Source organism: Aquimarina sp. EL_43 (assembly GCF_943422735.1).
Classification (GTDB): Bacteria; Bacteroidota; Bacteroidia; order Flavobacteriales; family Flavobacteriaceae; genus Aquimarina; species Aquimarina megaterium.
Map to the genome: position 1 here is coordinate 751,622 of NZ_CALSBR010000001.1, position 25,044 is coordinate 776,665.

Genomic DNA, 25,044 nt, shown 5'->3' on the forward strand with positions numbered 1-25,044 from the left:
TATGAATATTGTAGCCATAGTAGGTGCTGGTCCCGGAGATCCAGAATTATTAACTGTAAAAGCATCTCGCTTTATCAAAGAAGCAGATGTCATCCTTCATGATAATCTCGTTTCAGATGCTATTTTAGCGATCAATACAACTGGAGAAAAAGTATATGTAGGGCGTAAATTTGGAGATACATCTGATCAAATAGAACGCCAGCAAAAGATCAATGAATTACTTCGTGCTCATTACCAGAAAGGTAAAAAAGTAGTTCGCCTTAAATCTGGTGATCCTTATGTCTACGGAAGAGCGGCTGAGGAAGCACGATATCTGACAGAAAAAAATGTTCCTTTTGAGGTGATTCCTGGTATTTCTGCAGCACTGGCAGCTGCTAATATTTTTAATATCCCTATTACCGAAAGGAAGAAGTCTAATGCCATGCTAATATGTACGGCACATACGGCAGATTATTCTTTTGAACAACTCACTGGTATTGCCCATATGCTTAAAGCAGGAAATACCATCTCGATATATATGGGGCTTAAAAGCCTGCATAGAATTATTCCAAAACTTTTAGAAGTGTGTGAGGATGATACTATCCCAGTGAATGCAGCCTCTAATGTATCGCGATCTAATCAGAAAATTATAACCGGTACGCTAGGGACTATACAGGAACAGATTAAAAATAGTACATTGCAAATGCCTGTAGTGTTATTAATTGGAGCCAATCCTATTTGATAAATCAATAGTTGTCTGCCTGAGCTTCTCGAAGATCAATAAAACCTTCTTTTTCAATTATAATTCGACAAGCTTAGTGAGACATTAGAGTACTATTTTTACTTATAGAATAATATTGACAACTGTAGATAAAACAAAAACAATGAAATGAGCCATAACAATTGAGTTGATACCAACCGAGATGTTCAATGGCGAATTTTATCTGACAACTAAAAGACAATTAAAAAGAACAGATGAAAGAAGGAATATTACTTTGTGGACACGGAAGCCGTAGAGAAGCAGCCATTACTTCTTTTAAACGGCTGGTAAGTATCCTAAAAGAACGTTATGAAAATGACTATGAAGTAGATTATGGATTTTTAGAATTTAATCACCCTACTTACGAAGCTGCAGTAGAGCGCATGTACCTGAACGGAATCCGAAAAATATATGCGCTTCCTGTTATTTTATTTGCTGGATCTCATGCCAAAAATGATATCCCTTATGAATTGAACACCATTCAAAGTTATCATGAGGATTTAACCATTGCTATGGGAAAGCATATCGGTGTTAATTCTTTTTTGTTAGATCTTGCTGTAAAGCGAATCGAAGAGACAGAAGCTACTTTATCTACTCTAGATCGAAAAGAAACATGTCTAGTGGTTGTGGGCAGAGGCACTACAGACCCCGATGCCAATAGCGATGTATGTAAACTAACCAGCATGCTCTGGGAAGGAATGGGATTTGGATTTGCTACTACAGCGTATAGCGGAACAGCTTATCCTAAAGTTGACGAATCTCTACAAATGATCGAAAAACTAGGATTTAAACGAACTATCGTTATTCCTTTTTTCTTTTTTACGGGAGTGTTACTAGAGCGTATTTATGGTCATGTTACCGATATGAATACATCTTCTACCCTAGAGTACATCTATACAGATCCTTTTGGTACCGATGAGTTATTGATGAAAGCTTTTGATGAACGCTTAGAAGAAGCTAAAAGCGGTACTGCCCATATGAATTGCCAACTTTGTAAATATCGAAAGCAAGTAGTAGGGTTTGAGCAGGATTATGGTAAAGAACAAGTTGGACACCACCTCAACGTAAAAGGTATCCTTTTTGAAGAAGATGAAAAACCAGGTGAAGTAAAAAACTCATTGGGTAGCAAAATCAAGAAGATGTTGGGGATTTAGATTTTTGAAATTCTATTCCTATAATCCTGGTAAAAATAAGATTCCGAACTTAGCATACGTACAATACAAGTCTTACAGAATAGTATTAATTCGTTTTTACTAAGCCATTCTATGTGCACTGATATCGTTTTGAGACGATCCCATTCGTTTTTATATCTTCCTAAAGCTCTATCACCTCATTAGACATTGATTATCAGCAACATAAACAAAAATATTCTTCCCTTATGCATTTATCATTATATGTAATTATGGTGTTATACATGCTATAAAAATATTTATAAAATATAATTTGTTAGTTAAGGCTAACTTTTTTAGTTTTATACAACTAATAAATTATATATTTACACATGGACTACGTTATTGAACTATTGGAAATGAAGAAACGGCAGTTAAACCGTGAAGTCATGAATCAAAATCTTCTGCAGAAAGATATTAGAAAAGGAATTTCAGAATTATCAAAAATCACAGAAATAACCAAAGCAATAAAAGTTTTAAAATCAAAAAAATACAAATACAAAAATTAAAACATGAAGATCACACAACAATTACCAGACCTACCGTATGATAAAAAATCACTTGAACCCATACTCACCGAAGAAACTTTTGATTACCATTATGGAAAACATCATGCAGCTTATGTAAACAATTTAAATACATTGATAAAAGATACTCCATTAGTAGACGTCACAGTACAAGAAATAATTCAATACGGGTTTCAACATAATGACACTTTGCTTTTCAATAATGCTGCTCAACATTGGAATCATAGTTTTTTCTGGCATTGTTTATCTCCAGATGAAGGAAAAAAACCACACGGGAAGATCAAAAAACTTATCGAAAGAGATTTTGAGACATTCGAAAAATTTAAAAAGCAATTCTCTACCAGTGCCATTAAATTATTTGGCGCAGGCTGGACATGGCTTGTACAAAACCAGGAAGGAAAATTAGAAATTCTATCCTTGAAAGATGCTCAAACACCCATAATTGAAAATAAAACTCCTATCCTAACACTTGATGTCTGGGAGCATGCATACTATATAGATTATCGTAATGCACGCTCAAGATTTGTAGAGAGTTTTTGGGAGGTTGTAAACTGGAATTTTGCTAACCAAAATCTAAAATAAGATGAGCGAATTATGCACTAATCAAATTGAAAATTATTGGAAAGCCAAAATAACAACTTCTAACACTTTGTTTAATAAAGGTAAATTCGACCAAGCATTATTAGGATATAAAGATGCTCTATATCGAGCCGAAATATTAAACATAAATCAGTCGGATTGTATTCGGGATAATATTCCATTTATACAGATATATATCATTTCTTGTAATAACATTGCTAATACTTATAAGGAATTGAAACAGTACGAAGAGACTGAAAACACACTTAAAAGAGTTGTTTACTACCTTTTACATTTATCCAGTAATATCGACTTAAACATAGATGAAATTAAAGCAGAACTAAAAAGAGCTACCATTGCTTATGTAAATTTTGTGAAGGAAAACGGAGGAGATAGAAAACAACAGGAAACATTATTTACTGTACTAAAAGAACAATTAATAGAAAGCTATTAATTATTACTAAAGCGGGCTATTTTTAGTATAGACCTCACAGGTTTTTAAAACCTGTGAGGTCTCTTAATATATACACTTTTTGTAAATGAATTATTTATGTTTTCAGAAAGTTTATTTTGGTCTGGATACCCATTTTTTTATGATTTCCTCTTCTTTTCCAACACTATAGTATTTCATTTGTTTTCCCTGTATTACTTCTCCAAAGGCGATGTCATTTTTGGGATACCTGCTTTTGTATCCTTCTAGTTGATCAGATATCGTTTCGACCATAGGACGATTTACTAACCCTGCACTAATAGCTTTCTGAACATTAAAATAGTACGCCCCAACAGGTTTTGATCTCCATAAAGGCATTATTTTATAGGGAAGAATACCATTTTGTATAAGAAAATCTCCATCAATCCAATGCAATTTTTTAGGCATATCTGTAGCATGAATAAGACTAGATACATAATCTTTAAAAGGAGTTGGATTAGAAGCGACATTGAATGCTCCATATATTTTTGATGCTGAACAATGAACGATAAAGTTTGCCAAACTTTTTACATCTGTAACCTGCATGTGATGATTATGAACATTTGGCAAGAGTATTTCTCCTCCTCTGTAAAATCTAATCGGCCAGAAAGGCTCTGCATTTGGATCACCTGGGCGAGTAACTCTAAGACTTTTCATTCCATGAGACCTGTATATCGTAAAATTATCTATCCGTTCTCTAATGGCTTCTTCAGCAAATGTTTTTCTTATGGCATATCTAAAGTCTTCGCTTATCGTTTTTGGGAATTTTGGCAGAGGGTTTAAGACTTCTGATTCTTCAATAAACTTTTTATCCCATTTGTCATAAACCGATATGGTAGATATGTAGTGATAATGCCCAAATTGCCCTTTAAACTCTTCAAGAAAATCTGAAACAGCTTTTGGAGATTTTTGCCATGTATCTACAACAATATCCCAATAGATTTCTTTATATTTTTTATCAATATTTTTAAATCCTTCTTTATTTTCTTTCTCCCGGTCACAAATGATAACAGGTAAATATTTAAAAAGTGCGGGATTGGTTTTTCCTCTGTTTAATAATGTTACTTCATAACCTAATGCTAAAAATGTTTCGACAATAGTAGGTCCTAAAAATCCTCTGCCTCCCAGGATAAGTACTTTTTTATTGGTATTACCAAATATTTTAAATCCCGAAGCGGTTATTGGGCTTAAAAAAGTAGCAGTTGAAACAATCCCCAAAGTTTTAATAAAATCTCTTTTATTCATATAATTCATCTTATGTTAGAATACAAATATGGGGGCAAGTAAGAGAATAACGGAATTCCTTAATTAATCAGTACTTATTTCTTTTTTGAATTGTCCCGGAGTTTTCCCTGTATGTTTTTTGAAATGATGAAAGAAAGCCGATTTAGAGTTAAATCCGCACTCATAGCCTATACCTTCTAAGGTTAACTTTAATTTATCTCCCTCTTTTATTCTGTCTATAGCATACGCTACTCTTTTGGAATTGACCAAATCATAAAAAGTAGTATTCATTTCAGAATTTATGATCTGCGAAAGATGGTGTTTAGGAATATTTACAGATTCTGACAAAATAGCTAATGAAAAATCGGGATGTAAATATGTTTTATTTTCCCCAAAAAACCGATTAATAGAATCTACAAACATCATTATCTCATTGTTTTTAAGCGGGCTATGTTTATATTTCTTTTTATCAGCGACAGCATCAAAAGGTACTTCAGGGCGGTATACCATTCCATATTTCAACCCATAAAACCCGATCACGGTTACTAGAATAACATACCGTAAAACATCCCAAACTTGAAAATATGCTACTCCCACCAAAAGTTCTATTGCTAATCTTACAAGACTAATTCCTGTACTTATAAGAAATAAAATTGCTATAACTCTAACCCAGGAGAGCTCTAGCATACTACTATCGGCCTTATAGGTCTTAAAAAACTTATCTGTTTTATAATATGAATATAGTATGTATAATGGATAAAAAGTTAGAGAAATCAATTTTGCAATTAGAATTATTATTTCCCATAACAATTCTGATTCCTGCCTGATAAAAAAACTGAAAAAGGTAAAAATGACAAATGGTAAAAAATGTAAAAGATTGGTTTTGGCAATATATTGATTAAATAAGGATTTGGTATAAAACAGAAAAAAGGGGCCATGCAAAAAGCTAATTGTTGCTATTAATATCCCGGTTACATCAGTTAGGTATGAACTTTTACCTATTCCTAATAATAAATGGACAGAGAATACTAAAAACCAAGTCATCAAAATCAGATCTGATAGTTTTCTTTTCTTTTTCAATACAATGAGTATCGCAAATAAAATACTTTGAATAGATCCAATTCCTGAAATTACGACTAATACATTAGACATTTTATTATAGATTTTGACTTAAGTTGCCAGGTAGTATTAAAAATTAGTGGGAAGATAATATGATTTCTTCTTTAATTTCAAAAAATCTTTAACTCTAATATCTTAGTACAACATTTCTTTATGCCATAATAGGTATTTTAAAACGCTCTTAAAATCTTCATATTTTATCCATCATTTAGAAAATATACTACACTACTGTTTCATAAGATTTTTTGTCGTTAGATCACTCAAATAAAAAATTATAACACGCCAAAAATCTTTAGGATGTTTAAAATTCGTTTCTATAAAACATAATTAGATGGTTTTATAGATTCTTTTTAAAAAAATTAACTGCAAGGTTTAGTGTTTTTTTGTGTATTTCTTTTCTATTTACTTTGGGGTGATCTATTGTAATTGCAGGAATAATTTTTTTTCCAAATTCTGTAGGCTCGTTTAAAAACACATAATGATCAACATTCTCATCAAACAAATGTACCTCACTAGTCGATATCAAATTATGATAATGAAGAGCATTTTGTTTAACAGGAGTATTGGTGTCTCCTTTACCTGCAACTATACATATAGGGGCCGTAATAGATTGCGTTTGTTTTTTAGAGTGAAATCCAAATCCAATAGCTGGAGACATCACAAAAAATGCTTTTATTCTTTTATCCTTAACCTGGTCTTTATATTTAATGTAAGATGAAACGATAAGACTATCTTTTTCAAAATCAATAACTTCATCTGTATTCGGAAATTCTGGTGGTGCTTTTCTATCAACATCACTTGTGTTAGCTGTTTTTCTTTTATTTCTATCGACATACCCTCCTGCAAGAGCAATATTAGTATAACCTCCTAAAGAAAAACCAACGCCTCCTATTTTTGTAACATCTATCTTTTTTTTAAAAAATTCATCCTCTAAAACGGTATTAAGCACATACTGAATATCGATTGCTCTTTCCCACCATTTTACAAATTCTCTTGGTAATTTGTTATCGGTAGAATTTCCATAGTGATCTACAGATACAACTATATACCCTTCTTTCACCATTTTTTCAATAAACCAAGTTAATGAAAACCTATTACCTCCAGTTCCATGTGACACTAGCAATAAAGGACGCTTATCGCCAAGCAAACTTGCATTCGGAATCGTTTCAATAGTTTTGAAAAGTGTTTCTTTTTTAGAAACTGAATCTTTTTTCACAAAAGCATCATGAGTTGGATACCATATTTCTGTCACTAACGGGCGATTCCGTGATTTATCTATATAAGTTATTGATTTCTGTCCTACCTGAATACTTTTATATTTTTCTGAAGAACATGAAGTAAATAAGATTATAGTAATAATAGCTGTTGAAAAAATATTCATTTGCCTAGTTTTAATGATAATTAGTCTATAGATGACTAACCATTTTATTTGTTACACTTTCATCAGGCGTTTTATATTTTTATTGTTCATATAGCTTAAGAAAATAGTATCAAGAATCCTCTGTTCTCTAGTTTTTAATACAACGATATTTTACATATCCTCACAAACTTCATCTTTCCTTTCCTGCGTTAAATACATCACATAACATATCCGCAAAGATCCCAAAGTGAGCAGATACTTGTCGTTTTTCTACAGATAAGACTCCAGAACGTTGTGAAATAACGAATTTTACTTTTTCCATGGTACAACGTGGTTCAATCACAAATTTGATCAAACCAGTTACTTCAAAATCTTTTTGCGAGTTAATAATAAGTTTCTGGGTGTAGGTGGTATTACGTTTTACAAAGTTTACCCTTCCGTCGCTCCAAGGATCATACGTTTCTAACGACTTCGGAAATTCTATAATCGAATCTTTCATGGTAAGATGTTTAGTTTCGCCTAATGAAAGGTTAAAACGTCCCAGGAAATTACCATTAGAGTGTGGAGATACAAAATAGGATTTATCATATAAATCTATCGAAACAATAAGGCGCTGCTCACCCTTATCAGTAGTATCGGTTTTTAACGCTAACGCATAAGGATTATCCATTTTATTAATAGTTGCTGTTTTGGCTGTATCTGTCTGAGCAGTTTCTGTTACTACCTTGTCGTTTTGATTATTTTTAGTACAACCAATACTTAATAGTACTATGAGTATGATGATTGATTTGTTCATTTTTTGATTGTTTTAATGATTAGTAGAGATATACTTTCTTATGATTCTTCTTGTATTATTTTTTATTTTTAGTAAAACTAAATCGAACTGTGATTAAAAGTGTCAAAAAAGTGTCAAAGAAGTGTCAAAGAAGTGTCAACCACTGTAAAATCTCGTAAGATTGTATGTTATTTGTAACACATGGAGAACAAAAAGATATATGCATTAGGAGCTCTGGCAGGAATTATTTTTCTCATTTTAGGTTTCTCTGATATAAAAGAGCAAACAGAAGAGTTTTCAGAAGTAGTAAAAATTGCATTACGCGATGTTGGTAATCAATTACTATTGGCTAATCAAGATAGTACTTCTTTGGTTTTGCCAGTAGTTAAACTAGAAAAGTCAAAGTATCAACTTTCTTTTGAAAATACACTTTCATTCGACCCAAGTGATTTGGTTTCTATTGTAAAAGAAAGTTTTCAAAAAGCCGGATTGCCAGAACAATATCGTGTTGAAGTCTTGCGATGTATAAATAAAGAAGTTCCGTATAGTTACCTAATAAGAAATGACGTTGCAAGAGATATTGTTCCTTGTGGTGGAAGGTTTTTACCAAAAAACTGCTATATTATTGAAGTGCGATTTACCGAAACCGCATCAAGTAGCTTTAATAATCAGACATTAATCTATGGTATACTTTTCATTGTATTTGCTCTCCTTTTGCTGGTTCTATATAGGCAAAAACGACTTCGGGGTATCAAAGAAAATGATGTAAGCTATATATCCATAGGTAGTTTTCAGTTTTATCCCAAGCAACATAAATTGATTAAACAAACTGTCGAAATTAGTCTTTCAAAAAAAGAATGTGAACTACTAGAGATTTTTGTTGCGCATCCCAATCAAATTGTCAAACGAGATGAATTAATTAAAAAAGTATGGGAAGACAATGGTGTAATCGTAGGGAGAAGCCTGGATACGTACATTTCTAAACTCCGTAAGAAATTAAAAGACGACCAGGCGATTAAATTAACAAATATTCATGGTATAGGTTATAAGTTAGAAATAGAACTTTAAGCAGTATCATTTTCACTTTTTAAAATTCAATTTTGGGTGGTTATAGCGGGCTTTCTTCCCAAGAGTTTTAATCCGACAATGTTTTGATATAAAAGCCTTGTATTTCTACCAGGTCAATAACATCTCCCTCTGATAAATTCGTGGTAGCTTCAATTCTAAGTACATTGTCTATATCTTCTAGATCAATTGACCATTTAATAATATCTGAATGATTGTTAAGCACTGGTTTTAATGATCTAACTTTTTTCTTTGATTTAATATCTGTTCGAAATATTAGTAATTCCATATTAAAATGTATTGTTATTCTGAATCTGGTTTTGAAGTGTCTTCTTGCACTTGGTTTGATTGTCGTTCGATATATTGTTTGTAATATTCATCACCTTCTTCTTTCCAAAATTTATCATAGTATTTCCATTTTGAGAAATCAGTCTTCGAATCTTTTTTACAGTTATCGTGTGAATCTTTTGATGATTTTTTACTGCTACCACTACCACAACCACCAAGAAGTATTTTGAATAATATAAATACTCCCACAGCTTGCCAATAGGTAAGCGTTGTTAGTCCAAAAATCTCGGGCATAAGCCAATTCCACAACCACATAATGACAAAGCCAAATAAAATGGCTAATCCCGTTATCGCTATGGCACCAAAAATGATTATTCCTACAATCTCTACTGGTGACTTTTTTCTAAATTTATGAGTGAAAAAATTTGTCATAATATATTTTTATTTTTATTAATCTCTACTTCTATTTTTCTATATAATACTGCAATTGCTCTATGTCTTCTAGACATTAATGTTCCTATAGAAATTCCTGTTTTAGTTGAAATCTCTCTATATGTATACCCTTCAAAATCTACAGCTATAATAATATCTTTATATGCTGGTTTTAACTGTTCGATGCATTTTTTTAATACTATTATCATCTGATCAGAAGTGTAATTATCGTTTGATTGGTGTAGTACCTCTGCCAGCTCTACTAAATCTTCATCAGCATCTACCGAATTCGTTTTTTTTGTAGTTCGCATCACATCAATGATTTTGTTTTTTATCGATCTGTAAACGAAACCAGCTACATTATTTATTGGAGCATATCGATCTGCTCCAGAAAATAATTTTAGAGCGACATCCTGGATGATATCTTCTGCATCACGATTGGCTGTGTCACTTATTTTAGTTTTCACATACCATTTGAGAGACTCATATTCTCTTCCAAAAAAGTCGGTAAGCTTTTTACTGTTTTCTGATTCCAAATTCATTAAAACCTTTTATGAAGGGTCTTCGATTAAAAAGACGATACTTTTTTAATCTATTGCATTTTTTAATATTTTTTTTGAAAAAAAATAAAATTTATGAAGGAGTGTTTCTTTTTACTAGCTACTATATAAGTCGTGCAGTAGAAAAAAGAGTTTAGACTAAAAGATAAGAATCTGTGTTTTAAACACCTAATTTAGTAAATACAAATTCATATGTCGTTGTCTTATTACTCGATTTATTTAATACATCGTATAGAAAAAGCATACGTTGGATGTTGTGAAGCTTTTCTGATTTTATTCTTACCTTTTTCCAAAATATATGTCCAAATAAAATGTTCCTCTTCTTTAGAATCTGACCAAAACAATGTGTTTTCTCCAAAATTATTTGGATGTTCTTCATTATTCCCTATTCCCGAAGGTCTTATAGAAAATCCACTGTCGTTTGAATTTATTTCTCCTTTCCAAAACTGTTTATCTTTATAATTGCCTGCTACATTATCTTTTGAAAAATTAAATAGTTTTTCCCAATCCTCATTATTTGGTAATCTCCACCCTTGAGGGCATACCTTGCATGCAGTTTCAAAATCATATAACAACCCATACAATTGAACATTACCTGAATTATTATCAGGGAAAAAATATTTTATATTATTTCCATTTATATCTCGTCTAACTTTAAGGTTTTCAGTCATCCAGAAAGTTTCTCCATACTTAGTTATCGAATATTGGTTCCCATCAATATCAGTCAATTTTGTTGTTTCACTTTTACAACTAATGATCATATAAAAAAGGAATATTCTATACAATAATTTATTCATATCTAAGCTTTTTATGATGCACAACATTATAAATACAAGTCGTAAAGAGATCAAATGTTATTAGACTCTATCTACAGCGTTGTATTGATACTAAGCCTGGTGTGAGTACAAGCATTATATCTTTTTCTTTCTAAAATCTCGTTCTACAACAAATATACAAGAAACCTTAGCTAATTATTTAACTACTATATCCTTTATACCTTACCAGATATAGTAGCCTTTTTTATGGGTAATAGTTCTTTATATGTTAAGCATCTCCAAATCCACTCTAATGGCCCAAATTGGTAATACGTTAACCAAATTTTGCTCAGTAATACCTGAAAAACAAAAACCACAATCGCTGTTAATAATGTCTGTGAAGGACTTAAAGTCTCATAAAGACCAAATCCTATTGAAGAAAATAAGATCAAACCTATAAAGCTTTGCATTATATAATTTGTAAGTGCCATTCTACCAACATATTTTAAGGGCGATACTATAAATTTATATCGTGTGTTATACCAAAACCAACCTATACTCCAAAGATAAAACAGCCCCATTGCTATGTCTGAAAACACCATTAATTTTATAAATACAGGTCGAAAAGTATCTGTAGAATAAATTGCATAGTCCGGTAGTACAAATAAAAATAATACTCTGTAGATATTAGTGATAACTGCAATAACCAACATTGGTTTTTTTATTCGTTGGATGAATGTATCTAAAGAATCATAAATTTTATTTTTACCAAGATAAAGCCCAAGAAGAAACATCGAAATAGCTACTGGTGCTAAAAAACCAAACAGCATAGGAATGTTTGACAGGTATTCTAATAATCTCAACTGTATTCCTTCTACATAAGTTCCATTTTTTATGATTTGGTTGACCGTTTCTCCTGTATAATCACTCAAATAAATTTCTGGTCTAAAATTTAAAAGGTTGAATACATATTCAAAAAGCTGGTCATAAAAAGGAAAGAAGAGGAAAACTACTGATAAGGTGAGAATTAATTTGTTAGACTTTTTTATCATAACCATGGTTATAAGTCCTAGTAATGCATAAAGATTTAAAACATCTCCCGACCATAAAAATACGATATGCAAAACTCCAAAAAGAAATAATATGAACATTCTTCTCGCAAAGAATGAAAACGAGAGTTTGCCTTTATCAAGCATTTTTAAAGCTTGCATTGAAATTCCTAAGCCAAAAAGCAAAGAGAAGATAGGAAAGAACTTTGTGTAAAAAAATAGTTGCAGGATTTTACCCGAAATTTGATCAATACTTGAAGTCCATTGCTTTGCAAATTCATCCTGATTAAGAAAAGTCGAATTCATTATCACAATATTGACTACAAAAATTCCGAGAATTGCAAACCCTCGGAAAACATCTAATACATCAATTCTTTTTTTTACTTTGATCGGTTGTTCATTCAATTTTACAGTATTTTTTTCGTGCTGTAGTATACAATGCTAAATATAACAAACTTCAATGTTCTGAAAAGGTATTATGAGTAGTAGCATTATCTTTTATTTAGAAACATTTTTGATTTTATGATAAACTCCTCTCTGGTTTCACCCTCATGGGCCCCATGAGAAACATTAGGTAATATCCAAAGATCAGAATTAGGTAGGTTTTCCTTCACACGTACTACTTCATTTAGATTCATCCCTTCATCATCATCTCCAATCATGATTAATACTTCTGGTTTTATGTTTTGTAATTCTTTGTCACTTAGTTTGACAATATAATTTTTAAACTGATCCATTATTGCTTTGATGTGTTCATCTCCATCATGAGATGTCTTGAGCCAAGGAAAATTGGCTCGATTTTCAAAAGTAAATGCTTCTAAATATTCGGGAAAGTCAAGAATTGTCCAAGTCCCTACTGCGCCAATTGTTATCATGCATTCTATCAAAGTTGGATTGATTAAGGCAAGTTGATAAAGTACATCTCCGCCAAAACTGAATCCTATCGCTTTGATTTTTTCTAATTTTAAATATTTGATTAGAGAATTAAGATCTTCAGCCACAGATCTTATATTAAGATCTTGCTTAAAGGGTTCCGATCTTCCGTGGCCGGTTAAATCTACTAAGTACACTTCATAATCTTTTTCATAGTCTTTGACATATGGTTTCCATGAATTAGAAGACTGTGTGTAACCATGTAAAAGAAACAAAGGTTTTCCTTCTCCATAAATTTCGTAATATATGTTTTTTCCATTTACCGAAACCGATTCGGCTTTCCTTGGTGATTGAGAGCGTATATTAGTTGACATTAATATTAAGGTTAAAAATATAGTAGTTCTTATCATTAAATTAGTTGTTGGTTTTTAGTTATTGCAGCAAACGTTATAAGAATGTCCTGTAGCAGAGTAAAATTACCTTGCCATAGATAGTTCTGTACTGATTACATGATTTCTCATCATAAAATCTTTGCGCTATCGCAAATATACAAGAACCTTTGATTAATCATATTACCGCTATGGTCACATACTTGATGTTGTACAATAGCTATTTTATAGCATTAATTAGATTTTCTTTCGCTAACTTTAAAATTTCATGTAATTCTTTTAGAGATATTTCTGCTGCATTATTAAAATCAACTAGAACATGATCATATTTTTTAGGATATTTTTCTTGTATAGCATCTCTAACATATTTTATCGCAGGCCTTAAATGACGATATTCTCCATCAATAACAATAGATGATTCATAGAGTGCACAAAATAAACTATAAGTATCATTTGATTCACATACTCTATTATCATTTTTATTCCAACTTTTCTTAGAATCTAGTAGTTTAATCGTGTTTTCTATAATTTTCACTTCAATTTCACTAGGCTTAAACCAGTTTCCTTGTAATTGTGCATCTTGAAAGTTAAATTTCTTAATGACCATAGGGAGTATTTTTGTCTCGTCTTCAAAGTTTCCCGCATAATAACCATCTGTATATTGAATAAGAATTGCTATTCGTTTAGGCATATCGGGCCAAGAAATCTCTACAAACCTTTGAACTGTATCGTTTTTGATAACAGTGAATTGCATTGGAGGTCTTCCATATGGAGCGAGAATGATGCTAGTTAAAGCCCTACCCTCCTTGATTATGTTATACCTACCTTGATGTACTTTTCCGTTCTCATCTGTGTAAGTCCCAAACCAAAGCAGTTCTTTCTGTGCAAAAATAGTATTAGAGAAGAAAAATAGAAATAGCAAAAAAAGAAAGCTTGAATAAAATAGTGATTTGTTTTTTTTGATTGATGCTTGCATGGTTTTTATATTTAATTAGCTAAATATAAGAGCACAATTACATCAAAACGTTACAATTCAACAAGATAAGTTAGCTTACCCACCTCGCAAAATCTTATCCATCTTACGCCCTTTTGCCAATTCGTCTACTAGTTTGTCTAAGTACCTTACTTGTTGTGTTAACAAATTTTCGATGTCTTCTACTCGATAACCACAAATTACATCAGTAATAAGGGAAGTATTAGTGTATCATCCTTAATTAAAAGTTTATTCTTATCATCGTAATAAAAATTAGCAGCAATGTTACTATCCCAACAATAGTTGTAAACATTCCCACTTTTTTTGATTTGGTCCATCCTGATAATGAAATCATAACTGTTAGAGAAAAGAGTCCAATCATAAAAGTCAGCATCCCAATTATCCTAGGCATTAAAAAGTCATTTATAACAACATTCTTTACATATCCTCCTGGTGTAGTTATCATTGAGATTTGTATCATTGCAAATACAGTAACGAGAAAACAACCAGCAGATAACGTTGCGGACTTCAAAATTTTATTGGTTAGTTTATCTTTCTTATCAGAAACCAACAGATTAGCAACTACTGTAATAGAAAATCCGCTCAATAAAGAACTTATCAGAATAGTTTGATTAGCTAAAGTATTCCAATATTCTAATGTTATTTGCATATTCAGTTTGGTATTTCTGTTTAAATGTTTGGTAATGGTTTGTAAAAGGTACTTCCTTTTATGTAGCAATATACCTATTTAAACACAAAATCGGTTCGAGTTTGTACCCGAACCGCTATTGTTACTATACCTTGTTTTGCGTTTGCTTTTTTCTGTAATCAATTTGGAGAATGTAACCCCATTTTATTTCCTTCAGAATCAAGAAACAATGCGAAATATCCACTTTCATCGGCATGAGGTGTTTTGGGAACAATGATTTTTCCGCTATTTTTCTCGACTTTATCAAGGATTACCTGAAGGTTGTCTCCTCCATTTAGATATATAGTCACACCATCTGCAGAGGGTTTAAAATCTTCTCCTTTCATAATAACACCAGTAACCATTTGTTCTTCATATGGAAATATACCCATTTCCATACCTGGCATTTCCATTTTCTCAATTTTAATATCCAAAATTGCCTGATAAAATTCGATTGCTCGCGAAATATCTGTTGCCGGAATTTCAAAAATTGAAATATAATTTTTCATGTCTTTTGCACTTTGATTTATGACTGAATCACTCTTTTGTCTCTCTAATTTGGGTTTATCTGTGCTATTACAAGCAGCAGAACCCAAGATTAATATTACTATAAAAAGACTACATATTATTCTCCTCATGCTTATTGATTAAAATATTGCGGCAAAGTTAAACTATCTATGAGAAACGAAATTGTAAAAATGCGACAGATCTATTTCATTTGTAGAAAATGGAAGAAAGCGTCATGTTTTCATTTCCTAAAAACTCTTTCGGGCTAATTCCTGTAAACTCCTTGAAATCTTTAATAAAATGTGCCTGGTCATAGTATTCACTTTTATAAGCAATGTTAGTAAGACTTTCTCCTTCTTCATTAAGTAACATTTTTAGGGCACCTTGTAACCGAATTACTCTACCCAACTGTTTCGGGCTGATTCCTATTTGTTTTACAAACATTCTTTCAAGTTGTCTTCTTTTAGATACATCTTTTTTAAGAATATCACGTATAGATGTACTCCCCTTTGTTGATAAGAGAGTATCTATAGTTGTTTTAACAATATTGTCGACCGTGACCTGTTCACTGAGTTTATTAAGAAGAAAAAATTCGATGATCTCTATTCTTTGTTTTGTATCTGTGGCTTGAATTATGTCTTGCTCTAATTTTTTGGCGATTTTTTCTTCAAATAACATTTCAATTGGCGTTTCCTTGTTTGCCAATGTTTTGATTGGTGTAGTTACAAAATTGGCAAAACCATAAGGATAAAAACGGATTGCAAATGTGTTAACATATCCTGTTGGTTCTATATAAAAAGGATCAATAATTTGCCCTAATACCATTGAACGAGGTTGTATAATAAAATTATCCTCGGTGGTATATCGTTTTATATCATCCCCAAGTATAAATGCCATTTCGATTGTGCCATCAGGAATTATTCGTTGTCTCTGCGTATCCTCTGTTACAGGAACTTCCAAAGTCCAATAACAACTAATTAACGATTCTAAATCTGGATGAGGCTGAAAAGTTTGATAGTTCATTAACTGTTTGTTTTTCTTAGGTGAAACATAATGTCTCAGTTATGGTTAGTAAGGAAATTAAAAATAGCAACCTTTTGGTTAAGTACTTAGCCAAAACCTGTATTAATTTTAAACATTGTTGGTAGTAGTTTTATCTTTTTAATTCCATATGTAAAATTGGGTAAGGTTTCCCAGAAGAATCTAATTCAGAGCGCCCTATTACTTCAAACCCGAAATGTTTGTAAAATCCAACTGCTTGTTCATTCTGTTCATTCACATCAACTTTCGTGACATTTAAGTTATCAATTGCATATTCCAATAATGTTTTACCAATTTTTTTTCCTCTATATTCAGGGTGAATGAATAGCATTTCTAAGTTTTGTTCAGCAATACCGACAAAACCAATTATTTTCTTCTTATTGTTCCTTATACAACGCAATTCAACTGCATCCAAGTATGTGTCTAAGATTAGAGGTTTAAAATATTCGATGTCTTCTTCTTTTAAAAAGTGATGAGTCGCTCTAACCGAAGATTCCCAAACATTTACTACTTCCTTGTATTCGGTTTTATTGATTGTATCTGTTTTTTGTTTCATTCTCTTAATTACTGTCAACAATGGAATAAAGGGTATATGTATTTACAAATCTACTGGTTTTTACCTGATCTACGACATTAACCTGTTAGCTTATACAAAGCTATACTTACTCTACCAATCCTTCACCTTCCATATACAGTTCCTCTAATTGTTTTTTAACCTCATCAGATGGATTTGCCCACATCCCTCGCTGTATGGCTTCCAACAAACGTTCACTCATATCTTTTAGTGCCCAGGGATTATTTTGGGTTATAAATTCTTTATTCTCGGGAGTTAACAAATAGCTTTCTGTAATACCTTCATACATAAAATCATCGATCAGATTTGTCGTGGCATCATAAGCAAACAGATAATCTAAAGTAGCTGCCATTTCGAATGCTCCTTTATATCCATGCCGTTGTACTCCTGCAATCCATTTGGGATTGATTACTCGTGATCGATATACTTTTAGCAATTCTTCTTTTAATGTTTTTACCTTAGGGGTTTCTGGTCGAGAATGATCTCCAAAATAGATTTCGGCTTCATTACCTTTTACTGTCTTTACGGCATTGGCCAATCCCCCGTGAAACTGATAATAATCATCACTATCCAAAATATCATGTTCTCTGTTATCCTGGTTTTGCATTACGATCTGCATTGCTTGCAATCGATACTGAAATGATTCATGTGCAGAAACTCCTTTTTTAGAATTACTGTAGGCATATCCACTCCAATTGATATATACTTTGGCAAGATCTTCCTGGGTTTGCCAGTTTTTTTCATCGATTACGGCTTGCAACCCTGCTCCATATGCTCCCGGTTTAGAGCCAAACACACGATACAAAGCGCGTTGCGAAGCTTCTTCTTGTGGTAATCCTTGCTCTTGCCACTGTGATTGTTCTGCTAAAAACCGTTTTCTGATGGGATTATCTTCTATGGATTCATCCAGATTCGCTAAACGTGTAACCACTGCATTAAACAGATTGATCACATCGGGAAATGCATCTCTAAAAAACCCTGAGATCCGTAATGTAACATCTACTCTGGGTCTTCCTAACTTTAGTAAAGGGATTACTTCAAAATCGGTAACTCTTCGATTAGCATTTTTCCATAACGGGCGTACTCCCATTAATGCAAATGCCTGTCCAATATCATCTCCTCCTGTACGCATGGTAGAGGTTCCCCATACCGAAATCCCAATAGTTTCGGGATAATCCCCGTTTTCCTGTAAATATCGATCAATAATGAGTTGTGCACTTTTCTCTCCCAAACGGTAGGCCGTTTCGGTTGGAATGGTACGTACATCAACAGAATAAAAATTCCTTCCTGTAGGCAACAAATCTAATCGACCGCGTGTTGGTGCTCCCGAGGGGCCTGAAGGAACATAACACCCATTAAGGCCACCTAACAAATACCGTAGTTCATCTGTAGTCTGTTGTACCGCAACCAAAGTTGTAGATTTGATGTACTGTAACATCTGGTTTAATACAGGATATTCTTCGGTTATAACATCGTTTTCAATATATGCTATCAGTTGTCTTTTTGCAATACTTTCTAATTGTTGAATCACATGTCCTGCCGTTTTACAAAAAACACCTTCAATAGTCAACTCCATAGATTCTGTATAGGCAACCTCAAGAATATTTTTGGTAATTCCCAAATCTTTGGCCAGTGCTTGTGTGATTCCTTCCTGATGATATCCCGGTACGCGATGCAAGGCAATTAACAAATCTATGAGTTGTTCATCTACAGGAGCTTTTCCAAAAACATGAAGTCCATCCCTAATCTGTGCTTCTTTTAATTCACATAAATACCCATCTAATTTGACTAATAACTCATCTACATCATCTGAAGCGATTCCCAAATCTACATTGAGTTTGGTTTGGGTAACCAGATCAGCTATTTCCTTTTCTAATACTCGCGATCGTTTGGGGTCTAGGGTAGAAGCTTCATAATATTCATCTACCAGATGTTCTAGCTTCATTAGACTACCGTAACTTTCTGCTCGGGTCATCGGCGGAATTAAATGGTCTATGATCACGGCTTGATTACGTCGTTTTGCTTGTGTTCCTTCTCCCGGGTCATTAATGATAAACGGATAAAAATGCGGTAATGCCCCAAAAACAGCTGCAGGGAAACAAGTTTCGGGATCTAGTGAAACACTTTTCCCAGGCAACCACTCCAGATTCCCATGTTTTCCTAAATGAATCACAGCATCTGCCTGATAGTTTTGTTGTAACCAAAAATAATAGGCCAGATATTGATAAGTAGGCGGTAAATCAGGAGAATGATAGATTGCCTGAGGATCCTGATTGTATCCTCGGGATGGTTGAATACTTACAAAAATATTTCCCAATAAAAATCCAGACACTATAAATCCATCACCGGTATAATACGGATCATCTTCTGGTTTCCCCCATTGCGTTATTACTTTATTTTTTAGTGTTGAAGACAATGCAGAAAAACATACATCAAAATCTGCTCGATCAAAAACTAATGCATGTGGTCTGGTCATCGCGGTGGTAACGTCATTTGTAGTTACCTGTGTAATCCAATGCATTAACTCTGTACCACTTTTTGGTAGTTGCTCTCCTACATCATATCCTTCCGCTTTAAGCGTATCTAATAAAACAATGCAGCTTTCGGGTGTATCGAGGCCTACTCCATTTGCGAGACGACTATCCTTATTAGGGTAATTCGGTAAAATGACCGCTACCTTTTTATCTATATTTTTTTTATACTGCAATGTTGCCCATCGCTGGGCTAATTCTGCCATAAAATCACAGGCAGGAATATGGGCTTCATACTTTAAAATAGAACTATCGGTAAGTGTATCTTTACTAATTTCTTTTTTAAACGAAACCGCTCGACCGATAATCCGCCCATCAATTTCGGGCAAGGCAATATTCATAGCAATATCTGTAGGTGGTAAACCAAAGAGCCCTTCTTCCCATACTTCTTTATTCGCTGTAGAAAATATGGCTTGCAGGACAGGAGTTTTAAGTTTTTCGAAAATAAACGCTGAACCATCCATAGGCTTGATCGTAAACCCCGTAGTATTGATAATGGTGTGCACTACGCGCTTCCCATCATGAGTCATTAATGCTTGTACCTGATCTAATAATTTAGGATCTCGCAAGTTACTTGCAAAAACCACAAAAGCATTCATTCCTCGTTCCTGAAGCGCTGTACTCATCGCATGCAATGGCTCCATATTATCAGACAAGAAATGAGTACGATATCCTAGTAATGCCACATTAGGTTTAGAAATATCCATAGTATTTTCTAAAGCCTCTTGGGTCGTCATTCCTAATGTTTTGGTATATAAAAACACCTCTGAAATAGATATAGCAGGAGTAATGAGAAGTTTGGTGTCAAAAAATTGAGTCCGCAAATAGTTCATTAATCCAATCGCATTTTCTTTTCCTCCTTCCTGTAAATATTGTCGGCACTGATGTACAATCTGTATATCGACCGATGACAATTGCATCAATTCAAAATCAGGTTCATGAGCTGGTAAAAACAATATTGTATTACCCGTTTGCTCTTGTAAACTCACCAGGGACTCAACTAAGTATTTGTAATAGCTGATTCCTCCTAGCATACTACAAACAATGACTTTGGCCTTACTTAATACTTCTTCAAGATAGGTATCTATAGTCAATTCTTGTTTGAGATATACCAGGTTAGTCATTCGTAGACTAGGCAACTTGTCACCTTCGGTTTTATATAGTTCCTTGTACGCCTCATTTAAAGTATGAATTTCGGTATCTCCGGCACTCAGAAATACAATATCGCCCGGTTGCTGATCAATATAAAAAATACCATCATCATTGGGGTTCCACCCTCCGGGTATGGTTGCGATTAAATGCATAAGTCTACAGCTTCTTCTAACGCTGCCCAATACAAATGAATGTAGCTGGCATATACGTTTTTATGTTGATATATTTTTGTGGTAACTTCTTTTTCTCTTGCCGAGAACACTTGACCTACTATTGGTATGCTATCATCATTTAGCACTTTGGAATAATGAAATTCATGCCCCCAAATTTCTAATCCGTTATACGCTACTTTTCGATATCCTAAAGATAATTTTTTGTTTTGCATAGAGGTATTAAACGGAAATATTCCTACCATATCATATTCCTTACCTTTTTCATCAATAATGGTATTTCCCAGGTACATCATCCCACCACATTCTGCCAAGATTTTTACTCCTCGATCTGCAGCTTTTTTTAATTGATTTCGCATTGCTATATTATCAGATAACATTTCAAGATACAATTCGGGATATCCTCCTGCCAGATAAATCATATCTGCTTCAGGGAGTTCCTGATCATGAATCGGGCTAAAATATATGAGCTCTCCAATAGCTTCTAACCATTTTAGATTTTGGAGATAGGTAAATGTAAATGCCTCATCTTTTGCTATAGCTATCTTATATTTTTTTTCAGAAATTATAATAGCTGATGTTTCCTGATCTATTTTAGGAACTATTTTTGCGCATTCTAAAAGTGTAGGTAATGATACATGAGCTGCAATATGTGATGCTGCTTTTTCGATACCGTTTTCAAAAGTACCATCGATATGTAACCCCAAATGGCGTGAGGGAATTGCAATTTCATCATTCGGCGGAATGTATCCTAACGATTGAATACCAACAGTATCGCATGCTTCTTTAAGGAAAGCATAATGTGATTCTGTTTTTATAAAATTAAAAATAACACCAGCGATCTTAACTTTGGGGTCAAACGTTTTTAACCCGTGTAAGATTGGGGCAATCGTATATGCCATAGCACTGGCATTAACCACCAGAATCACCGGAATATCTAACAATTTAGCTATTGCTGCCGAGCTTCCTTGGTCTTTTACTGCTCCATCAAACAAGCCCATTACTCCTTCTACAATACTAATATCGGCAGATGCACTATACCGTTCGAAAACGGTTTTTACATGCTCCTCAGGCATCATTACAGTATCTAAATTTACAGCTGATTTGCGCGCAGCAGTACTATGGTGAATTGTATCAATATAGTCGGGTCCGCATTTAAAAGTTTGCACAGTATTTCCCTGGTTACTATACCAACGAGACATTCCTAGGGTAAGTGTCGTTTTTCCCGAATTACTCCACGGGGCAGCTATTAAAAATGCTTTGGACATATCGTTTAGAAAGAATTGAGGTTTTAGATCGTTTCGCTGTTAGAGGTTAGATTATAAAATTTGAATTGGTGTAATTTGGTCGATTCATTGTCATACTGATCTTGTCTAAGCAAATTATTGTATAAATGTCCTTCGACAAGCTCAGGGTGACATTCTTTTTTATACTTGTATATTTCTATATACATAATTATTTACATCATTAAAAATCAGAAACTGTAGTGTACTTCAGTTTTAGTTGTTGTGCTAATTGCCTGGCTTTACCTAATCGTACAAACCCTGTTTCTGTATCAATAACAGTAGTTTTTTGAATCCTAGCCAGATATTTTTTATAGGTAGAAACCGCATATTGAAATGGGTTTTCTGCTCCTGCATTTATTTTTCCATCTGTAAAGACAAATAATTGTACAGTTTGCGTATTTACAGATCGCAGTAGTTCATATACTTTAAAAAAAGCAGCTCCCAAATTCGTTTTTCCTCCTGTTTTTAATTGATGATTTATATTCGAAATTTGTCCTGTATTGGATGTAAACTCCTGGATAATTTTGGCTGTAGTATCCTGTAATCCAACAATAGCATACTGGATTTTTTGCAGAGGATATGACATAATTGTTTTCTCTATGATTCCCTTTAAATATGCCATTTGCTGATCTAGGGCCATAGAAGCACTGGTATCTACCAGGAATATAATACGTGCTACTGCTTTCTGTGTTGCTTGTTTATATACTGTTGTAAATTTCCCTGTCTTTAGATATTGTTGTACAGATTTCAGTACTGATATTTCTTCTTGTCGTTCTGCCAGATGTGATACCGAATATAATTTCTGCTGAGTATCTAAAAGGACTTCTTGTTTTTTAGTTGCCTTTGAAGCCGAAAATTTCAATCCTTGTTGTACAGCCTTTGGCAATTGAAATGCTGTATTATTTTGCTCGTTTTGAGGTGCCGTTTCTTCCTTGGGAGTATGATTTTCTGTATCAGAAGGGTTTTCTTTATTCTGATCTGTTGGAGGCGTATATTCTTTTGCACGGTGTTGCAATACAAAAGGTGCTATACTATCCACCATTTCTGTAGTTATCTGTTTCTCATTATAAAATGCTGCATACGCTCTTGCTGTTTTTAAAAGTAAGATATCTGCGCGCATTCCTTCTACCTGATTAGCTATAGTTAATACAGCACACTGTTCTTGTATCGATTCTGGAATAATTACATCATTAAGTGTACGTCTGGCAGAAATCACCTGATTCTTAATTGTCTGTTCTTCTTCTTGAAACCGATTATAAAATACTATCGGATCACTATCAAAACTAAGACGTTGCATTGCAATTTTGGTACGTGTCTTCATTTCTTTGGGAGTCTGGATAGTAACACTTAATCCAAATCGATCTAATAACTGTGGGCGCAGGGCTCCTTCTTCTGGATTCATAGTACCTACTAGACAAAAACGACTATCCATCCATTGAGAGATTCCTTCACGCTCTAGGTGATATCCTCCTGTTGCCGAAGCGTCTAATAATATATCCATTAGATAATCATTCAGGAGGTTTACCTCATCGATATACAAAAACCCTTGATGCGCCTGCGATAATAACCCTTTATCTACAATCGTAGTTTTCTGGTTAATCAATGCCTCTAGATTAATGCTCCCTAATACCCGATCTTCGGTAGCACCAATAGGTAAGTTAACAAATGGAAAATCTTCTCCCATCAACTGACTCAATCCTCGTACCATAGTGGTTTTTGCAGTACCTTTATCTCCTGTTGCCAGCACTCCACCTATACTTGGATCTACCAGATTAAGTAACAAACATAATTTTAGATCTTCCTGATCGGGGATGGCAGTAAAAGGATAGGTATATTTTGGTTTCATCTGTATTTTTGTATGATTGGTAAAAATACGGAATTAGACGCTGGTAGATTATATAATATTATAATGAAATATCCACTATTCGGATAATTCAATACATAATGACTTTTAGAGATTCTTTATTTAACCCAAAAGACCTTCCGATGGATCAAAAAGATCCTTAGTTTAACTCAAGTAGTTCAATTTTAGATAGTGATCGTTCAAATTTTAACTCATCAAGTCCAAATTTTAAGGTAATTGATTGAAATTTGGACCTATTCGTCTCAAAATTGAAGGTCAATGGTTAAACACTTCGTCAAAAAGACCCATCAGAAGGTCTAAAAGGCCCATTATAGGATCGGCTTAGTTAAAATTTGTACAACAAAAGTTAAAAATTTGACTCTATAAGGTATAACTAAGGGTTATCTAATATTTCTTATCCCTTCATAGACTACAATACTCACTGCATTGGCTAAGTTTAAACTCCTTACTTTATCACTGTATATTGGGATTTTATAGAGTTGATCAGGATATTTTTCTGTTATAGTTTTTGACAAACCGGTAGATTCTTTTCCAAAGACAAAAAATAGATCATCTTCATAAGGTATAGAACAATAGTCTTTTTCTGCATGACTCGATAGGTATACCATGTTTTTTCCTTTATGTATAGCATAAAACTCATCTATACTATCATACATATGTACCGAGATATGTTTCCAATAATCCAACCCGGCTCTTTTTAATCTCGAATCACTTAATTCAAACCCAAATGGTTTTACCAAATGTAGATTTGATCCCGATGCTAAACTAAGTCTACCAATATTACCCGTATTCATGGGGATTTCTGGTTCTACAAGTACAATATTATATGCCATTCTTATAGTCTTTTAGGGATTAAATGGAGTCTGGTCTTTAATTTATTCAATAC

At 33.3% G+C, this 25,044-nt stretch carries 24 protein-coding genes and 1 pseudogene; 5 read left to right on the forward strand and 20 right to left on the reverse strand.

The window, feature by feature from the left end:
- Position 1 precedes the first annotated feature (1 nt).
- The 4 genes from cobA (at position 2) to NNL09_RS03435 (ending at position 3,468) form a co-directional block, all read left to right on the forward strand.
- Positions 2-721, forward strand: a complete 720-nt coding sequence (cobA, locus tag NNL09_RS03420) for a uroporphyrinogen-III C-methyltransferase (protein ID WP_196909126.1) — start codon at positions 2-4, stop codon at positions 719-721.
- A 233-nt stretch (positions 722-954) separates the two neighbouring features.
- Complete coding sequence (locus NNL09_RS03425) at positions 955-1,893, forward strand: sirohydrochlorin chelatase (RefSeq protein WP_025663045.1); 939 nt, start codon at positions 955-957, stop codon at positions 1,891-1,893.
- A gap of 527 nt (positions 1,894-2,420) precedes the next feature.
- The gene (locus NNL09_RS03430; RefSeq protein ID WP_231389146.1) at positions 2,421-3,017 is read left to right on the forward strand and encodes a superoxide dismutase; all 597 of its coding nucleotides are present in this window, start codon (positions 2,421-2,423) and stop codon (positions 3,015-3,017) included.
- 1 nt (position 3,018) lies between these two features.
- Positions 3,019-3,468 (forward strand): tetratricopeptide repeat protein, encoded by a 450-nt coding sequence (locus NNL09_RS03435; protein ID WP_109098271.1) that lies wholly within the window; start codon positions 3,019-3,021, stop codon positions 3,466-3,468.
- A 111-nt stretch (positions 3,469-3,579) separates the two neighbouring features.
- Here the strand turns inward: NNL09_RS03435 and NNL09_RS03440 are convergent, their stop codons facing one another.
- The 4 genes from NNL09_RS03440 to NNL09_RS03455 form a co-directional block, all read right to left on the reverse strand.
- Entirely contained in the window at positions 3,580-4,728 is a 1,149-nt protein-coding gene (locus NNL09_RS03440; RefSeq protein WP_196909127.1) for an NAD-dependent epimerase/dehydratase family protein, read from the reverse strand.
- A gap of 63 nt (positions 4,729-4,791) precedes the next feature.
- Positions 4,792-5,859: an AraC family transcriptional regulator gene (locus NNL09_RS03445; RefSeq protein WP_196909128.1), complete on the reverse strand. Its 1,068-nt coding sequence runs from the start codon at positions 5,857-5,859 to the stop codon at positions 4,792-4,794.
- Between the two features lie 304 nt (positions 5,860-6,163).
- The gene (locus NNL09_RS03450) at positions 6,164-7,207 is read right to left on the reverse strand and encodes a hypothetical protein (protein ID WP_196909129.1); all 1,044 of its coding nucleotides are present in this window, start codon (positions 7,205-7,207) and stop codon (positions 6,164-6,166) included.
- Between the two features lie 169 nt (positions 7,208-7,376).
- Complete coding sequence (locus tag NNL09_RS03455; RefSeq protein ID WP_196909130.1) at positions 7,377-7,982, reverse strand: hypothetical protein; 606 nt, start codon at positions 7,980-7,982, stop codon at positions 7,377-7,379.
- A 180-nt stretch (positions 7,983-8,162) separates the two neighbouring features.
- Here NNL09_RS03455 and NNL09_RS03460 point away from each other — a divergent pair, with 180 nt between their 5' ends.
- Positions 8,163-9,029 carry a winged helix-turn-helix domain-containing protein gene (locus NNL09_RS03460; RefSeq protein ID WP_196909131.1) on the forward strand — a complete coding sequence of 289 codons (867 nt, stop codon included), beginning with the start codon at positions 8,163-8,165 and terminating at the stop codon, positions 9,027-9,029.
- A gap of 67 nt (positions 9,030-9,096) precedes the next feature.
- On the opposite strand, the gene NNL09_RS03465 is transcribed toward NNL09_RS03460, so the two are convergent.
- From NNL09_RS03465 to NNL09_RS03540, 16 genes and pseudogenes are all read right to left on the reverse strand, one after another.
- Positions 9,097-9,315, reverse strand: coding sequence for a hypothetical protein (locus NNL09_RS03465; protein ID WP_025663054.1), 219 nt, complete (start codon positions 9,313-9,315; stop codon positions 9,097-9,099).
- Between the two features lie 14 nt (positions 9,316-9,329).
- Positions 9,330-9,746, reverse strand: coding sequence for a hypothetical protein (locus NNL09_RS03470; protein ID WP_025663055.1), 417 nt, complete (start codon positions 9,744-9,746; stop codon positions 9,330-9,332).
- On the reverse strand, positions 9,743-10,288 hold the full coding sequence (locus NNL09_RS03475) for an RNA polymerase sigma factor (protein WP_025663056.1): 546 nt from the start codon (positions 10,286-10,288) through the stop codon (positions 9,743-9,745). The genes NNL09_RS03470 and NNL09_RS03475 overlap by 4 nt, the downstream gene beginning before the upstream one ends.
- A gap of 233 nt (positions 10,289-10,521) precedes the next feature.
- Positions 10,522-11,103, reverse strand: a complete 582-nt coding sequence (locus tag NNL09_RS03480; protein WP_196909132.1) for a fibrobacter succinogenes major paralogous domain-containing protein — start codon at positions 11,101-11,103, stop codon at positions 10,522-10,524.
- Positions 11,104-11,297: 194 nt separating this feature from the next.
- Positions 11,298-12,515, reverse strand: a complete 1,218-nt coding sequence (locus NNL09_RS03485; RefSeq protein WP_196909133.1) for a DUF418 domain-containing protein — start codon at positions 12,513-12,515, stop codon at positions 11,298-11,300.
- A gap of 86 nt (positions 12,516-12,601) precedes the next feature.
- Entirely contained in the window at positions 12,602-13,357 is a 756-nt protein-coding gene (locus NNL09_RS03490; RefSeq protein ID WP_196909134.1) for an alpha/beta fold hydrolase, read from the reverse strand.
- 235 nt (positions 13,358-13,592) lie between these two features.
- Complete coding sequence (locus NNL09_RS03495; RefSeq protein ID WP_196909135.1) at positions 13,593-14,348, reverse strand: hypothetical protein; 756 nt, start codon at positions 14,346-14,348, stop codon at positions 13,593-13,595.
- 75 nt (positions 14,349-14,423) lie between these two features.
- A pseudogene (locus NNL09_RS03500) lies at positions 14,424-14,570 on the reverse strand (DUF2200 family protein); the annotation flags it as partial.
- A 16-nt stretch (positions 14,571-14,586) separates the two neighbouring features.
- On the reverse strand, positions 14,587-15,015 hold the full coding sequence (locus NNL09_RS03505; protein ID WP_196909136.1) for a hypothetical protein: 429 nt from the start codon (positions 15,013-15,015) through the stop codon (positions 14,587-14,589).
- Between the two features lie 158 nt (positions 15,016-15,173).
- Positions 15,174-15,671, reverse strand: a complete 498-nt coding sequence (locus NNL09_RS03510) for a VOC family protein (protein WP_196909137.1) — start codon at positions 15,669-15,671, stop codon at positions 15,174-15,176.
- 76 nt (positions 15,672-15,747) lie between these two features.
- Entirely contained in the window at positions 15,748-16,563 is an 816-nt protein-coding gene (locus tag NNL09_RS03515) for a helix-turn-helix domain-containing protein (RefSeq protein WP_196909138.1), read from the reverse strand.
- A gap of 130 nt (positions 16,564-16,693) precedes the next feature.
- Positions 16,694-17,137 carry an acetyltransferase gene (locus NNL09_RS03520; RefSeq protein WP_196909139.1) on the reverse strand — a complete coding sequence of 148 codons (444 nt, stop codon included), beginning with the start codon at positions 17,135-17,137 and terminating at the stop codon, positions 16,694-16,696.
- A gap of 106 nt (positions 17,138-17,243) precedes the next feature.
- Positions 17,244-20,990, reverse strand: a complete 3,747-nt coding sequence (gene cobN, locus NNL09_RS03525) for a cobaltochelatase subunit CobN (protein WP_196909140.1) — start codon at positions 20,988-20,990, stop codon at positions 17,244-17,246.
- Positions 20,981-22,276, reverse strand: a complete 1,296-nt coding sequence (locus tag NNL09_RS03530; RefSeq protein ID WP_196909141.1) for a cobyrinate a,c-diamide synthase — start codon at positions 22,274-22,276, stop codon at positions 20,981-20,983. Before NNL09_RS03530 ends, cobN begins: the two co-directional genes overlap by 10 nt.
- Positions 22,277-22,475: 199 nt before the next feature.
- Complete coding sequence (locus tag NNL09_RS03535) at positions 22,476-24,140, reverse strand: VWA domain-containing protein (protein ID WP_196909142.1); 1,665 nt, start codon at positions 24,138-24,140, stop codon at positions 22,476-22,478.
- A 398-nt stretch (positions 24,141-24,538) separates the two neighbouring features.
- Complete coding sequence (locus NNL09_RS03540; RefSeq protein ID WP_196909143.1) at positions 24,539-24,991, reverse strand: tRNA (cytidine(34)-2'-O)-methyltransferase; 453 nt, start codon at positions 24,989-24,991, stop codon at positions 24,539-24,541.
- Between the last annotated feature and the right edge of the window lie 53 nt (positions 24,992-25,044).